The 14920-nt window shown below is 48.4% G+C and carries 13 protein-coding genes and 1 riboswitch; of the genes, 6 read left to right on the top strand and 7 right to left on the bottom strand.

Annotation, left to right across the window (positions count from 1 at the left end; genetic code table 11):
• Positions 1 to 13: 13 nt before the first annotated feature.
• Entirely contained in the window at positions 14 to 580 is a 567-nt protein-coding gene (gene dcd, locus AOC34_RS02860; RefSeq protein WP_108468686.1) for a dCTP deaminase, read from the bottom strand.
• 41 nt (positions 581 to 621) lie between these two features.
• A complete protein-coding gene (locus AOC34_RS02855) occupies positions 622 to 1464 on the bottom strand; it encodes a formate dehydrogenase accessory sulfurtransferase FdhD (RefSeq protein ID WP_108468685.1) in 843 nt (280 codons plus the stop codon).
• Between the two features lie 139 nt (positions 1465 to 1603).
• On the opposite strand from AOC34_RS02855, the gene metG reads away from it, so the two are divergent.
• The 4 genes from metG (at position 1604) to panC (ending at position 5282) form a co-directional block, all read left to right on the top strand.
• Positions 1604 to 3274 carry a methionine--tRNA ligase gene (gene metG, locus AOC34_RS02850; protein ID WP_108468684.1) on the top strand — a complete coding sequence of 557 codons (1671 nt, stop codon included), beginning with the start codon at positions 1604 to 1606 and terminating at the stop codon, positions 3272 to 3274.
• Between the two features lie 115 nt (positions 3275 to 3389).
• Positions 3390 to 3578, top strand: a complete 189-nt coding sequence (locus AOC34_RS02845; protein WP_108468683.1) for a DUF3460 family protein — start codon at positions 3390 to 3392, stop codon at positions 3576 to 3578.
• A complete protein-coding gene (locus AOC34_RS02840; RefSeq protein ID WP_108468682.1) occupies positions 3571 to 4434 on the top strand; it encodes a segregation and condensation protein A in 864 nt (287 codons plus the stop codon). Before AOC34_RS02845 ends, AOC34_RS02840 begins: the two co-directional genes overlap by 8 nt.
• Positions 4431 to 5282: a pantoate--beta-alanine ligase gene (gene panC, locus AOC34_RS02835; protein ID WP_108468681.1), complete on the top strand. Its 852-nt coding sequence runs from the start codon at positions 4431 to 4433 to the stop codon at positions 5280 to 5282. The genes AOC34_RS02840 and panC overlap by 4 nt, the downstream gene beginning before the upstream one ends.
• Positions 5283 to 5319: 37 nt before the next feature.
• Here panC and AOC34_RS02830 read toward each other — a convergent pair whose 3' ends face one another.
• The 5 genes from AOC34_RS02830 to AOC34_RS02810 form a co-directional block, all read right to left on the bottom strand.
• Positions 5320 to 6252: a methionyl-tRNA formyltransferase gene (locus tag AOC34_RS02830; RefSeq protein WP_108468680.1), complete on the bottom strand. Its 933-nt coding sequence runs from the start codon at positions 6250 to 6252 to the stop codon at positions 5320 to 5322.
• On the bottom strand, positions 6253 to 7500 hold the full coding sequence (frc, locus tag AOC34_RS02825) for a formyl-CoA transferase (RefSeq protein ID WP_108468679.1): 1248 nt from the start codon (positions 7498 to 7500) through the stop codon (positions 6253 to 6255). It abuts the gene before it with no gap.
• A gap of 259 nt (positions 7501 to 7759) precedes the next feature.
• Complete coding sequence (gene frc, locus AOC34_RS02820; RefSeq protein ID WP_108468678.1) at positions 7760 to 9010, bottom strand: formyl-CoA transferase; 1251 nt, start codon at positions 9008 to 9010, stop codon at positions 7760 to 7762.
• Between the two features lie 40 nt (positions 9011 to 9050).
• Positions 9051 to 10760, bottom strand: coding sequence for an oxalyl-CoA decarboxylase (oxc, locus tag AOC34_RS02815; RefSeq protein WP_108468677.1), 1710 nt, complete (start codon positions 10758 to 10760; stop codon positions 9051 to 9053).
• Positions 10761 to 10992: 232 nt separating this feature from the next.
• Positions 10993 to 11610 carry a Crp/Fnr family transcriptional regulator gene (locus AOC34_RS02810; RefSeq protein WP_108468676.1) on the bottom strand — a complete coding sequence of 206 codons (618 nt, stop codon included), beginning with the start codon at positions 11608 to 11610 and terminating at the stop codon, positions 10993 to 10995.
• A 74-nt stretch (positions 11611 to 11684) separates the two neighbouring features.
• A riboswitch (cobalamin riboswitch) is annotated at positions 11685 to 11897 on the top strand.
• 150 nt (positions 11898 to 12047) lie between these two features.
• Here AOC34_RS02810 and AOC34_RS02805 point away from each other — a divergent pair.
• Positions 12048 to 13973: a TonB-dependent receptor domain-containing protein gene (locus AOC34_RS02805; protein ID WP_108468675.1), complete on the top strand. Its 1926-nt coding sequence runs from the start codon at positions 12048 to 12050 to the stop codon at positions 13971 to 13973.
• A 64-nt stretch (positions 13974 to 14037) separates the two neighbouring features.
• Positions 14038 to 14880, top strand: coding sequence for a Dph6-related ATP pyrophosphatase (locus AOC34_RS02800; protein WP_108468674.1), 843 nt, complete (start codon positions 14038 to 14040; stop codon positions 14878 to 14880).
• Positions 14881 to 14920 lie beyond the last annotated feature (40 nt).

Genomic DNA, 14920 nt, shown 5'->3' with positions numbered 1-14920 from the left:
TTGCCTAATGCAATTAGGTCTTCGGTAGCGTAACGCCCTGCTGCCCTTGGTACTTGCCGCCGCGGTCCTTATAAGAGGTACCGCAAACTTCATCGCTTTCAAAAAAGAGAACTTGAGCACAGCCCTCGCCTGCATAGATTTTTGCTGGCAATGGCGTGGTGTTTGAAAACTCGAGGGTCACATAGCCTTCCCACTCAGGCTCAAATGGCGTGACGTTCACAATGATGCCGCAGCGCGCATACGTACTCTTACCAACGCAAATCGTCAGAACGCTGCGTGGGATTTTGAAGTATTCGACCGTACGTGCTAATGCAAAGGAGTTGGGCGGAATAATGCACACATCCCCCTGAAAATCCACGAAGGATTTTTCATCGAAATGTTTTGGATCCACAATCGTGCTGTTGATGTTCGTGAAGATCTTGAATTCGTTCGCACAACGAATGTCATAACCATAGCTCGAGGTACCGTAGCTCACGATTTTTTGTCCAGCGGCGTCTTGGCGGATTTGGCCAGGCTCAAACGGGCTGATCATGCCCTCTTCGGCCATACGGCGTATCCAGTGGTCGGATTTAATAGTCATGGCGGAATTGTAAAACCAAGACGGTCCCGAAGACCATCTATTTACGGCTTGGGCGGACTAAAAACAACCCGCTCAGGGGCGTTGTAAATCTCAAAATGGGTTCCCGAGCAACGCGATAGAAGCGTCAGGTGGGTCTTTTGGGCAAGCTCAAGGCCCATCTGGGTTACGCCTGAGCGCGTTAGCAAAAAGGGGATACCCATTTGAGCCCCCTTAATGACCATCTCCGAGGTTAAGCGCCCGGTTGTAAAAAACACCAAATCGCGACCTGCCTTGTCGGCAAGCCACATCAGGCCAGAGATCGAGTCCACGGCATTATGGCGACCTACGTCCTCAATAAAGTGGAGCAATTCAACCCGATCCTCGCCCTTGCGCTCAAATACGGCGCAGGCATGCACCGAGCCGGATTTCTTGTAGATGGTGTCGTGTTGGCGAATTTGGTCGATGAGGTCCACAATCGCCGCCTGATTCAAGGTGGGGCCATCCGCCAGGCGGATTTGTTCCATTTCTTCGATGAGGCCGCCAAACATGGTGCCCTGTCCGCAACCGGTGGTCACAATCCGCTTACTGGTCATTTGATCGATATCGACGGTGCTGCGCCGAGTTTTGACTGCGGCCGAATCGGTTTCCCAATCAACCTGGATGCTTTCAATGTCGTCCGGCGATTCCACCAGCCGTTGGTTGCGCAAATAGCCCAGTACCAGGGCCTCAGGGGCGCTACCCAGGGTCATGAGGGTGACAAGCTCACGCTTGTCCAAATAAATCGTCAGCGAGCGCTCACCCGGTACATGGACGGTTTTATGGCGCCCAGCCTCATCAATGATCTGGACCTCATGGATGAGAGGGACAGAAGCATTGGACATCGCAATTCGGGGATTTACTGCCATACACGCGTTCCTTGATTCATTCTTGGTATTTTAAATGTGAGCCTTACTTTAACCGCAGTCTAAAATCCATGCTCTAGCAGCATAATTCACATAAAAGCCCAATTTTGCCCTTTTACCCAAACCGTACCCCGCCTACAGCATGAGTCGTTCACCACGCCGCCTTTTAGTTACCTCTGCCCTGCCTTATGCCAATGGGCAGATTCACATTGGCCATTTGGTGGAATACATTCAAACGGATATTTGGGCTCGCTATCAACGGATGCAGGGTCATGAAGTGCATTACATGGGGGCAGATGACACCCATGGCACACCCATCATGCTGCGCGCAGAGAAAGAGGGGCTGACCCCCAAAGAGCTGATTGCAAAAGTGTGGCAAGAGCATAAGCGTGACTTCGATGCATTTTTAATCTCCTTTGATCATTACTACACCACCGATAGTCCTGAAAATGAAAAGCTGGCGGGAGACATTTACCTCAAGCTTCGCGACGCGGGTCTGATTGAAAAGCGCGCCATCGAGCAGGCATATGATCCCGTTAAAGAAATGTTCCTCCCGGATCGCTTTATTAAAGGTAAGTGCCCGAAATGCAAAGCGCCCGATCAATATGGCGACTCCTGTGAAAAATGCGGCGCCACCTATGCGCCTACCGACTTAATTGATCCCTTCTCGGTCGTCAGTGGCGCGACACCGATTCGCAAAGTGTCTGATCACTACTTCTTCAAGCTATCCGACCCCCGCTGTGAAACCTTCTTGCGCGACTGGACCCAGGTTCGTACGCCGCTGCAACCCGAAGCCCGCAACAAAATGAAAGAGTGGGTTGGGCAAGCTGGTGACAGCAAATTGGGCGACTGGGATATTTCGCGCGATGCCCCCTACTTTGGCTTTGAGATCCCCGATGCACCCGGTAAGTATTTCTATGTTTGGCTTGATGCCCCAATTGGCTACTACGCCAGTTTCTTAAAATACTGTACTGACAAAGATCTGGATTTTAATGAGTGGGTGAAGCCCGATAGCAGCACCGAGCAGTACCACTTTATTGGCAAAGACATTTTGTATTTCCATACTTTGTTTTGGCCTGCTACCTTGCATTTTGCTGGCTACCGTACCCCTACCAACGTATTCGCACACGGCTTTCTGACGGTTGATGGCGAAAAGATGAGTAAGTCACGCGGCACCCTCATCTCAGCCAATAGCGTAATCGAGTCGGGCTTTAATCCTGAATGGTTCCGCTACTATTTTGCAACCAAGCTCAACGACAGCATGGAGGACCTTGACCTCAATCTGAGCGACTTCGTTGCGCGGGTCAACAGCGATTTGATTGGCAAGTACATCAATATTGCGAGTCGCAGCGCCGGCTTTTTGGTGAAACGCTTTGGTGGTGTGGTTGTGGACGACGCCATGCAAAATCCCTTGCTGATTTCGATTCGAGCAGCCAATACCAAAATTGCTGAATTGTATGAAGGACGCGAGTTTGCAAAAGCCGTTCGCACCATTATGGAATTGGCAGATCAAGTCAACGCCTTTGTCGATGAAAACAAACCATGGGACATCGCCAAAGATCCCGAGCGCACAGCTGATCTTCAGGCAATTTGCAGCGTGACCCTGGAAGCATTTCGGTGTTTAAGCCTGTATCTCAAACCAGTGTTGCCGCAGGTTGCTGCCGGTGTTGAACGCTTTTTATGTGTAGCGCCGATGGCTTGGAGCGACATCAATACACCCCTCTCCAGTCAGCAACCCATTTCACCCTATACCCATCTCATGAGCCGCGTTGAACCGGCCCAAATTGACGTCCTATTAGCGGCCAATAGCTAAAAACGGGATGCCGACACAAATCTGACTTAGGCCATACAAAATCGTTAATAATGAGAGTTGCCCAGTTCCGTGGGATTTTATAAGTTATTGAATTTATTGAGAATTAAGTATCGATATGCGCAAATACCAATCTGACGTCACCGTATTTCTAGAAAAACTCAAAGCGGCTAAACCCACCTTAGAGCAAGACCAGCAAGCTGGGCGCGCCCTCCTTTGGGACAAAGAGCCAATTAGCATTGATGAGCAGCGCCGCCTAAAGGCCGCCAAAGTCAAACAACGGGCATACGTTTATTCCAATGAATGACCCCCTGGTCCAGCCGGTAGATGGCTTATTTGACAGCACGCCCTCGGTTACCGATGGCATGTCAGAGGCGTTTGCCAAACTGTATGGCGAGCCCCTTTTTAAGCTCCCTACAGACCTGTACATTCCGCCCGATGCGCTCGAGGTTTTCCTCGAGGCGTTTGAAGGCCCACTCGATTTACTGCTCTACCTCATTCGCAAACAGAACTTCAATGTTCTGGATATTCCGATGGCACAGGTCACGTCCCAATACTTGACCTACATTGATCAAATTCGCCACACTAATTTAGAGTTGGCTGCAGAGTATCTGCTCATGGCAGCCATGCTGATTGAAATCAAATCCCGCATGCTTCTGCCAATGAAAAAGGCTGATAGCGAAGAAGAGGTTGAAGATCCGCGCGCTGAGTTGGTGCGTCGACTGCTTGAATATGAGCGCATGAAGTTGGCAGCACAAGAGTTAGACCAGATTCCGCAGCAAGGGCGTGACTTCCAAATTGCGCATGGCTATGTTGATACAACGGTCGCCGTCACTTGGCCCGAAGTGAATTTAGAAGACTTGCAAATGGCTTGGCGTGATGTATTGCACCGAGCAAAATTAAATCAGCACCACACCATCACCCGTGAAACTCTATCGGTGCGTGATTTTATGACGCGCATTTTGCGTCGCCTGCAAAGCACGCGCTTTGTTGAGTTCAGCGAATTATTTGAAGATGCGATTGCCTTGGGCAATGGTGTGCCCGTGGTGATTGTGAATTTCATTGCCATGCTCGAACTGTCACGGGAAGCCTTGGTAGAGATTACCCAAGCAGAGCCCTATGCTCCCATTTACGTGCGTTTGGCTTACACCCCCAGCGCATGAAAATAATTAGTGATATCAATGAGTTACGTGATCATTTGCGGGGTCAAAATCGCGCCTCGTTTGTGCCCACCATGGGCAATCTACACGAAGGCCATTTATCGTTAATGCGCTTGGCGCGCCAACACGGCGATCCGGTGGTAGCCAGTATTTTTGTAAACCGCTTGCAATTTGGTCCGAACGAAGACTTTGATAGCTACCCTCGGACCATGCAGGCCGACATCGATAAACTTGAAAAAGAAGGGGTCTACATTTTATTTGCCCCAACTGAAAAAGACCTCTACCCACAGCCACAAGAATACCGTGTTGATCCACCACAACAACTCGGCGATATTCTTGAAGGGGAGTTCAGGCCTGGTTTTTTTAAGGGCGTCTGCACGGTTGTTTTAAAACTCTTTTCCTGTGTGCAGCCACGCGTTGCAGTCTTTGGAAAAAAAGATTACCAGCAGCTGATGATCGTTCGTCAGATGGCGAGTCAATTTGCCTTACCGGTTGATATTGTTCCAGCCGAAACCATTCGCGCTGAAGATGGGTTAGCCCTGTCCTCACGCAACATCTATCTTTCTGCAAGCGAGCGCGCGGAAGCGCCGGCACTGCAACGCCAGTTAAGCGCGATGCGCGAGCAGGTGCTTGGCTTAAAAGAAAAGACGGTAAGTTCTTTGCTGGATATCGAGGCGAACGCCTTGATGCAAATGCAAACTCGGGGGTGGAAGCCCGACTACATGGCGATTCGCCAGCAACGGGATTTAGCCAGACCTACTCAAGCCGATTTGGATGGCGGTCAGCCGCTCGTGATTGTGACCGCCGCGAAGCTCGGTAAAACCCGCCTGATTGATAACTTAGAGATCTAAGACCTAAGACCCGCGCCGCCAGTTGGGTCTTCTTTCCTTAAGCAGTAAAAAATTGGTCTACCGTTAAACCAAGGCTTTTAGCCAGCTCTGCGCCGCTGACTTTACCAGCAGCCCCTTTGGCCTTGAGTACCTCAATCTGACCGCCATGGCAGGTCACAAAAAAGGATTCCGAACCAATCGCCGTGATCTGGCCAGGCTTACCTTTGACAGCGCCATAGGTCGCCGTGACGTGTTTCTTCACGTCATAAATCTGTACCTTTTGTTCGCCGACCATGGTCCAAGCGCCAGGCGCTGGATTGCAGGCCCGAATCAAGTTATGGATCTGCGTAATGTGGTTTGACCAATGGATGCGGGCAGCCGCTTGATCGAACCAGCCTTCGTAATTGGCGAGCGCTTCATCTTGCACTATCTCTTGATGCTTGCTTGCAGCAACCAGATCAGCAGCCTCTAATAGCGCCTGAACCCCAAGCGGAAATAGGTGATCAAAGTAAACCGATCCCAGGGTATCGTTTGCGCCAATCGCCACTTCTTTTTGCAAAATCACTTCACCCTCATCCAGGCCATCGGATGGCCGGAAAATGGTGAGGCCTGTCTTGCTCTCGCCCAAGGCAATAGCCCAGTTAATGGCGCTCGGGCCACGGTACTTCGGTAGCAATGAGGGATGGTATTGAATCGTGCCCAAGCGCGGTATCTTGGCAAGCTCTTGCGGCACAAATTGCAGAACATAGGCCATCACGCAAATGTCTGCACCACTATTGCGCATCGCATCCGCCGCCTCGGGGCTCTTGAGCGAGGCAAATTGCAAGGGCACGAGGCCTTTTGCAAGGGTTGCCTCTTTCAATATCTCAGGCTTTGTAGCTTTGGGATTGTCGGGCGGACAAAACACCGCAACTACCTCGTCGCCACGCTCTAAAAAGGCCTCTAAAGCAGCCTTACCAAAATCTTGACTGCCGATTAGAGCAACTTTCATTTAGATGACTTTCCGGTGGCGTAAATCGATCAGGTCGTCGATATTAAATCCCAGCTCCTGGAGAATTTCATCGGTGTGCTCGCCCAGCAATGGTGAACGCGTGACCTCAGTTTCGCTATCGGATAACTTGATGGGGTTGCCCACGGTTAAGTATTTGCCTCGAATCGGGTGATCGACTTCAACAATTGTGCCGGTAGCGCGCAAGGCTGGCTCTTCAGCGATTTCTTTCATCGACAGAATAGGGCCGCATGGCACGTCGTATTTATTCAATGTATCCATCACCTCAAACTTGGTTTTGGTCATGGTCCATTTTTCGATCTCACCAAAGATTTGCATGAGCCTTGGCAAGCGCGCCATGGGAGAGGAGAAGTCATGGTCAGTAATCCACTCTTCTTTACCAATCACCTTACAAATGGCTTCCCATACTGCTGCCTGAACCACGACATAAATGTAGGAGTTGGGGTCGGTTTCCCAGCCTTTGCATTTCAGAATCCAGCCGGGCTGTCCACCGCCAGAGGCATTGCCAGCGCGGGGCACTGCTTCACCAAAATGACCGTTGGGGAACTGCGGATACTCTTGCATGGTGCCGTTACGATCAAGGCGCTGTTGGTCGCGCAACTTTACGCGGCACAAATTCAATACGGCGTCTTGCATAGCAGCTTGCACTCGCTGACCACGACCCGAATGGGTACGCTGATACAACGCAGTGACGATACCTAAGGCTAAGTGCAAACCAGTTCCACTGTCGCCAATCTGCGCGCCCGTTACCATTGGCGGGCCATCATCAAAACCAGTCGTTGATGCGGAGCCGCCAGCGCACTGCGCTACGTTTTCGTATACCTTGCAATCTTCATATGGCCCTGGACCAAAGCCCTTGATCGATGCCATGATCATGCGGGGATTGAGATGCTGAATGTGCTCCCAAGTAAAGCCCATGCGATCCAAAGCGCCTGGTGCAAAGTTTTCAACCAAGACGTCGCACTCTTTAATCAAGCGCTCGAGAATATCCTTGCCCTCAGGGGTCTTGGTATTGACTGTAATCGAGCGTTTATTGTGATTCAGCATCGTGAAATACAAGCTATCCGCATCGGGTATGTCGCGCAATTGACCGCGGGTAGCATCGCCCTCACCTGAGCGCTCTACCTTAATTACATCCGCTCCAAACCAAGCCAATAATTGGGTACAGGTTGGTCCCGATTGAACGTGCGTGAAATCGAGGATTTTCACCCCTTCCAGTGCTTTTGCCATGACAGTAGTCCTAATAAGAATTGAAATTTTGAATTAATCAAATTCTACCAGTCGGGACTACCCTGATTTCCAGCTAGCCTAGTGGCTAAGCAGTGCTTAGTGGCCATAATTGGCGCCTTTTTGCCGCACCCATCTAGGGATTATCAAGCTCTGAAACTGGATTTCGCATTGTGCGATTTAGCCTGATTCTGGGCAAATTAAGGCAATAAAAAAGGCGCCCACTCGGAGCGCCTTAAAGGATCAAACTAATTTATTGTTATTAAACTGCTTTTGCCGCGTGCAACTTGGCAATATCGTCTTTACCGTAGCCCAGGTCAGCCAAAACCTCATCGGTGTGCTCACCTAAAACTGGGGATGGCTTAACGTCAATCTTGAGATCAGAGAACTTGATTGGGCTACCAATCGTCAGGTACTTACCGCGCACCTTGTGATCAACCTCAACAATCGAACCGCTTGCACGCAAATCTGGTGATGCGGCGAGTTCTTTCATCGACAGTACAGGGGCGCATGGAATATCGAACTTACGCAAGATATCCACTGCTTCGTACTTGGTCTTGTCTTTGAGCCAGTCTTCAATGGTTGCGAAGATGTCAAAAATCTTGTCTTGACGTGCTTCTGCAGTCATGTAAGCAGGATCGGTTGCCCACTCTGGACGACCTAAAGCCTCGGTAATTGGCTTCCAAGCATGGCCTTGGATGGTGAAATAAATGTAGGCGTTTGGATCAGTTTCCCAGCCCTTACACTTTAAAACCCAACCTGGCTGACCGCCGCCGCCGGCATTACCACCGCGGGGTACAACGTCAGAGAATGTGCCATGGGGATACTGTGGGTACTCTTCCAAGTAACCAACGCGATCCAGACGCTGCTGGTCGCGCAACTTCACGCGGCACAGGTTCAATACGGCGTCTTGCATCGAGCAAGCAACCTTCTGACCACGGCCAGTCTTCTCACGGTGCATCAGCGCGGTCAAAATACCAATCGCCAAGTGCATACCTGTATTGCTATCGCCCAAAGCAGCAGCAGATACGGTAGGAGGACCATCCCAGAAACCAGTGGTGGAGGCTGCGCCGCCAGCACACTGCGCTACGTTCTCATACACCTTTAAATCTTCATAGGAGTGGCCATCGCTGAAGCCTTTTACCGACGCCATGATCATGCGTGGGTTCAGTTCCATGATGCGTTCCCAAGAGAAGCCCATGCGATCTAAAGCGCCTGGACCAAAGTTCTCGACCATGACGTCAGAAACCTTAATCAACTTCTCCAATACTTCCTTACCTTCTGCAGTCTTGGTATCCAAAGTCAACGAACGCTTGTTACCGTTGAGCATGGTGAAATACAAGGCGTCAGCATCTGGAATGTCGCGCAACTGGCTACGGGTTACGTCGCCAGATCCAGGACGCTCTACTTTGATTACGTCCGCGCCATACCATGCCAACAACTGAGTACATGCAGGACCTGCTTGTACGTGTGTGAAATCGATGATGCGGATTCCGTCTAATGGCTTGCTCATATTAAATCTCCTTAGGGTTGCGTACGACTTAACTCGTCAATTACTTCTTTGTGGCAGTACTTGCTGGGTTGAGATTCGTCAGGCGACCACTTTCGGTGCCTGCTGTTTCATCAATGACAGCATTGATTAGTGCTGGCTTGCCTGCGGCTATTGCCTCAGTCAATGCCTTCTCTAATTCCTGTGGGGTGGTGACGTTGTAACCGATTCCACCAAACGCTTCCATCATCTTGTCATAGCGTGCGTTTTTAACGAATACGGTTGGAGCAACATCAGCGCCGCCGGTTGGGTTTACATCGGTACCACGGTAAACACCATTGTTATTGAAAATCACGGTGGTGATTGGCAAGTTGTAACGGCAAATGGTCTCGAGCTCCATGCCGCTGAAACCAAAGGCGCTATCACCCTCCACTGCGATGACAGGCAAACCACTGGTAACAGCTGCACCAATCGCATAGCCCATACCAATACCCATAATGCCCCATGTACCGGAGTCAAAACGCTTACGTGGCTTGTACATATCGACAATCGAACGGCAATAGTCGAGGGTATTTGCACCTTCGTTAACGAGGTTGACATCGGGGTTTTTCTTCACAACATCGCGAATCACGCGCAATGCGCCATGGAAGTTCATTGGCACGGCATCTTTGGCAAGTGTTTCTGCCATCTTTGCCATGTTCTTGTCTTTCTTCTCATTGATCGCGCTAATCCACTCTGCGCTTGGCTTCGGTACAGCAGCGATGCCCTTCAAGAGCTCGCCAACGCAGGAGCCAATGTCACCAATCAATGGCGCATCGATCTGGACGTTGCTGTCAACTTCGTTTGCTTGAATATCAATTTGGATAAATTGCTTACGCTCTTTACCCCAGGTCTTGCCCTTACCGTGAGCCAGCAACCAGTTCAAACGCGCGCCAACTAACAACACCGCATCGGCCTCAGCCAAAACGTATGAGCGGGCTGCAGATGCAGATTGGGGATGGTTATCAGGCAGCAAGCCTTTGGCCATCGACATTGGCAAATACGGAATACCGGATTTTTCGATCAAGGCCTTGATGTCTGCATCAGCTTGAGCATACGCAGCGCCTTTGCCTAACAGAATCAATGGACGCTTTGCGCCCTTCAGCACATTCAATGCACGCGCTACTGCATCGGGTGCTGGGATCTGACGGGGTACTGGGTCGATTACTTTGAAAATGGATTTCTTGGCTTCAGCAACCGACAGAGTCTGTGACAAGAGCTGTGCTGGCAAGTCCAAGTACACGCCGCCTGGACGACCCGATACCGCAGCACGAATTGCGCGTGCAATACCAATGCCAATGTCTTCCGCATGATTAATACGATAAGCAGCTTTAGCGTATGGCTTGGCTGCATTAAGCTGATCCATCTCTTCGTAATCGCCCTGCTGCAAGTCAACGATCTCGCGCTCACTTGAGCCGCTAATCAGAATCATTGGGAAGCAGTTCACCGTTGCGTTGGCTAAGGCAGTTAAACCGTTCAAGAAACCAGGTGCGGAAACCGTCATGCAGATACCAGGCTTTTGTGTCATGTAACCGGCAATGGCTGCGGCATTTCCTGCGTGCTGCTCATGGCGGAAACCAATAAAGCGCAAGCCTTCAGCTTGAGCTAAGCGGCACAAGTCAGTAATTGGAATGCCCACTAATCCATAAATGGTGTCAATGTCATTGGCCTTCAGGGCGTCGATAACGAGATGGAATCCGTCGGTAAGTTCTTGGTTTTGATTGTCGTTTGTCATAAAAGTTGTATTGGTTAGATTGCTTCACTCCGTTGGCAAGGCAATTTAGCTTCTGTCTTGTGTCTCCAATTAAAAAATGCACCTAAACCCAGGGAATTAACAAACTGCATTTAGGTGGATGCATCTTAGGCTTGGGGGTGTAGATCAGCATTGACTTGCGTCAATTTCCCTTTAATTCCAATAAAAACAAGGGTTAGAGCCCGTCGGAGGCAAAGGCAAATCCATATAAAAACTAGACAAATAGGTCTTTGTGCTTTGTTTTTAAGCGGCTTAGGGTCTCGGGCGATAGATTCAAATAGGCTGCAAGCTCTTTTTTGGGCAAAAGTCCAAAAAGGCTCTCGTACTTACGCAGAAAGCGCTCTACGCGGCCTGGCGCATCGAGCATATGCAAGGTAATGGTATGGGCCATGATTTCACTCATCAGGCGCATTACCTCAAACTCAAAACTCTCTTTCAGGGGAGCATGGCTCTCCAAGAACTCAGTCCACTTTTTCATGGGCAGGCGCGCAACCCTAGCCTTGGTCACGCAGGCAATGCTGTAAGGAGCCGACTTCTTGAGGCGCCATGCGGCATAGCTGGTTTCGATGTCCTTTTCGATCGTGAAGCGCAAGATCATTTCTTTTGCGTCCGAGCTCGATACGATGCGCTTCAAAATGCCATCCAGAATAAAGTACTGCTCCATTTGATGGTCGCCCTGGTGCAGCAAAATCTCTGATTTTTTTAGATCAGAAATCACTAAATGGCGCTCTAGCTCGGCCATGCTTGCCGGATCCAAATGCTGCAAGACGATGTTTTGACTCAGCTGCAAGCGAATCAGGTTTTTTTCGGGGTGTTTGTCTAGTACGGTCATATTTATTATTGTTCTTACAGTGCTATTGTAGGCTCAGTCAGTAAAAACCCCAATATTTGGGGGTCTTAAATGCGGTACTATTGAAGAGTTATGGTGCTTTATTGCATTGCAATAAAGTTAAACGGGAAACACTACTCAAACGTGTGCTGCCCCCGCAACGGTAAGCAAATGTGCCTTGTAGCTCGGTACAGAGAACTTGGATATAGCCACTGTGCGCGTCAATCGCATGGGAAGGTCAGGTTCTTAAATTTGCCAGCCCGGATACCGGCCAAAACAGGTGGAATTTTGCGGACGGGGATCCTTCGCGCGCCGATAGAAGCGTTCGCATGGACTCCATGCGCCGCACATATTGACGTTCTGGAAACGCGCCCATGAAGTTCTGTTCGACTCGGCTAACGGGGAAGTTGGCTTGGTGATTCGACGGCAGAAGGTTCATCATGAAACAGCAGTTCAGCAATACACAGTGCAGATTTGCACTGTTAGTAACGCTTTTATCTAGCGTCTTTCCATTTCAAAGTGCAGTAGCGCAAACACCATCGGTATCGGTATCGGTATCCAATTCAGTAGACCCGCTTAATCCAATCATTGTTACTGCAACAAGAACGCCAACCAAGGCCGATGATGTTCTAGCAGACTACGTTTATATTGGGCCAGAAGAAATTGCAGATGCAGCGCAGTCGAGTTTGGTGCAACTCCTACAAAGACAGCGTGGTGTTGAGATATCCAGTAGCGGTGGTAACGGAGGAATTGCCAGTGTTTTCTTAAGGGGATCAAACTCTAATCAAACCCTAGTATTAATTGACGGAGTTCGGTCTCAATCAACCCTAACGGGCTCCCCAGCATGGCAAGCTCTTCCCTTATCAATCATTGATCACATTGAAATCATTTTTGGTCCGCAGAGTAGCTTATATGGATCTGATGCAATTGGTGGTGTTGTACAAATCTTCACGAAAACTGGTGATGGACCAATGCAAGTTGGCGCCTCTACTGGCTATGGATCTTATGGCACGTCAATTTCGGATGTAAGTTTTTATGGCAGCACATCGGGTGATCAGAAAATAAGATACTCCTTAAGTGCGACGCAAGAAATTTCTACTGGATTTAATAGCGTTGCGCAAAATAATGCCTATCCAAGTTACTTAAACACAACTTCAAATATGGGCTACACCCGAAGCGGTGGGGCTGGAAAAATAAGTCAGGAATGGGCACGAGGGCAAGAATTTGGTTTACAAGTATTTGCTGCAAGAAATAATAATCAATACCCGGTATTTTCAGCTGCGAAGCCGATTGGTAACCAGGTTAACGATGTGAGTACGTATTCGCTCTTCTCGAAAAATCAAATTACCCAGAACTGGAAAAGCCTTTTTCAAGCCGCACAATCATATGACTTATCACAGTCCCTTACCCCAACCAGTAATGCCATTAGTAATTCACGACAAAATATTTATACATGGCAAAATGATGTTAACGTCGGGTCTGATTTGATCCAGCTTGTTGCAGAGCGAAAAGTTGCTACTGCAACTGCAACTACTGGGGCTTTAAATCTCAGCCAAACAACAAACTCTTTTGCTAGTGCTTATCAACTAAAGCGTGGATCACATCTGGGCAATGCCAGCATCCGTAATGACAGCATTTCGGGCTATGGTCCACAGACCACCGGCAATCTTGCATACGGATATTTTTTTACAAAGCAGCTAAGGGCTAATATTAATTACGGCACAGGATTTAAGGCGCCCTCCTTGTATGATATGTTTTATCCAGTCTATGGAAACCCAACGCTTAAGCCAGAGAAAAGTAAAAACAGCGAGGTTGGGCTTAACTATGAAACTAGGCAATATGACCTTCGTTTAGCTGCCTATAGCAACTCAATTGCAAACTTAATCCAATACTCAAGTACATCCCCTCCTTGTACTACTACGCAAATAAATACGGCCCCTAATTACGGCTGTGCGACCAATGTTGCAAGTGCAAAGATTACTGGCTTATCAGTAGGGGGCGCAACTCGATTCGGTAACATAAGTATTCGAGGTTCTTTTGATCAGCAAAATCCAATTGACCAGAGCACTGGATATGTTTTGGCTAAACGAGCACGTCAATTTGGAAATATTGGCACAGAGTACAAAAACACTAGATTGACTGCGGGTGCAGAAGGTACTTTCCAAGCTAATCGCACCAATTTTGATAACACCGGTTACATGGGTGGTTATGCAATTTACAATCTGTATGGTAACTATCAAATTACTAAAGACTGGTCACTCTTTGGGCGCTGGAACAACATCTTTAACAAGGATTATCAGCTTAGTTATGGATATGCTACTTCAGGATCTAATGTCTTTGTAGGAATGAGATACGCTATGAAATAGAGATCTTTATCGATCTATGGCCACCATTAGGTGGCCTTTTGTTTGTATAGTGAGGGTGGTAATTATGGTTAATGTAGATGAATTGCATTTAGAAGCATGCAAGGAGGGTCGCAGTACTTATATTGACCCTGCCACAGGATATCAAGTATTAACAGGCGATAGCCTCCTAAGGCAGGGCAAATGCTGCGGGAACTCATGCCGTCACTGTCCTTATGGTCATATTAATGTCGATGATCTTCAAAATTCTCAACGGCAAATAACTAATCCAATACTAATGAATTGGATTCCAAGAAAAGGTGGGCTGGATATTCTCTTTTGGTCTGGTGGGAAGGATAGTTTTTTAACATTAATGCACCTATTTGAACAAAATAGAAATGTCGTATTACTCACGAGTTTTGGTGTGCTTACAAATCATGTCTCAATTCAAGATATTCATATTAAAAATATTGCAAAGCAATCCGAGTTCTTAAAGACCCCTTTATGCTTAGCTCCCCTTCATCCCAATAGTGACTATAAAAGTGCTATTAAAGAGGCTCTAAATATGATTCAAGATCGAACAAGCAACTCTATTGAGCGATTAGTTTTTGGTGACTTGCACTTAGAAGACATTCGTAAATGGCGAGTTGACACTTGGTCTGAGTACGAAGTATCCACTCCTCTTTTTGGGACCCATTACGAGGAACTTCTTGCTAAATTATGGGAATATAAAAAAGAGATGGATCTATCCATTACTTTATCGACTGAAGTAAAAACACCCAACGGATTTTTGCCGACTGGTACTCCATACACCCCAGAATTAATTGTGGAGTTAAAAAAACATGGCATTGATGTCATGCTTGAAAATGGGGAGGGGCATACTTTTGTTTACCCATCAAATTGGATTGCTTATGTTGATAGTCTTGTTTGAGTGATATGTCTTTAGTAGATGCAAAACTCCCAAGAAAAAA

Source organism: Polynucleobacter difficilis (assembly GCF_003065365.1).
Classification (GTDB): Bacteria; Pseudomonadota; Gammaproteobacteria; order Burkholderiales; family Burkholderiaceae; genus Polynucleobacter; species Polynucleobacter difficilis.
Note: the sequence above shows the minus strand (reverse complement) of the source record. Positions and strands in the feature narration are given on the sequence as shown.

What these genes read in the sequence shown, in the direction of transcription:
- frc (WP_108468678.1), bottom strand. Translation starts at nt 9,010, where the DNA reads ATGAGCAAGCCATTAGACGGAATCCGCATCATCGATTTCACACACGTA.
- dcd (WP_108468686.1), bottom strand. Translation starts at nt 580, where the DNA reads ATGACTATTAAATCCGACCACTGGATACGCCGTATGGCCGAAGAGGGC.
- frc (WP_108468679.1), bottom strand. Translation starts at nt 7,500, where the DNA reads ATGGCAAAAGCACTGGAAGGGGTGAAAATCCTCGATTTCACGCACGTT.
- AOC34_RS02810 (WP_108468676.1), bottom strand. Translation starts at nt 11,610, where the DNA reads ATGACCGTACTAGACAAACACCCCGAAAAAAACCTGATTCGCTTGCAG.
- AOC34_RS02840 (WP_108468682.1), top strand. Translation starts at nt 3,571, where the DNA reads ATGAATGACCCCCTGGTCCAGCCGGTAGATGGCTTATTTGACAGCACG.
- oxc (WP_108468677.1), bottom strand. Translation starts at nt 10,760, where the DNA reads ATGACAAACGACAATCAAAACCAAGAACTTACCGACGGATTCCATCTC.
- AOC34_RS02830 (WP_108468680.1), bottom strand. Translation starts at nt 6,252, where the DNA reads ATGAAAGTTGCTCTAATCGGCAGTCAAGATTTTGGTAAGGCTGCTTTA.
- AOC34_RS02805 (WP_108468675.1), top strand. Translation starts at nt 12,048, where the DNA reads ATGAAACAGCAGTTCAGCAATACACAGTGCAGATTTGCACTGTTAGTA.
- metG (WP_108468684.1), top strand. Translation starts at nt 1,604, where the DNA reads ATGAGTCGTTCACCACGCCGCCTTTTAGTTACCTCTGCCCTGCCTTAT.
- panC (WP_108468681.1), top strand. Translation starts at nt 4,431, where the DNA reads ATGAAAATAATTAGTGATATCAATGAGTTACGTGATCATTTGCGGGGT.
- AOC34_RS02800 (WP_108468674.1), top strand. Translation starts at nt 14,038, where the DNA reads ATGGTTAATGTAGATGAATTGCATTTAGAAGCATGCAAGGAGGGTCGC.
- AOC34_RS02845 (WP_108468683.1), top strand. Translation starts at nt 3,390, where the DNA reads ATGCGCAAATACCAATCTGACGTCACCGTATTTCTAGAAAAACTCAAA.
- AOC34_RS02855 (WP_108468685.1), bottom strand. Translation starts at nt 1,464, where the DNA reads ATGGCAGTAAATCCCCGAATTGCGATGTCCAATGCTTCTGTCCCTCTC.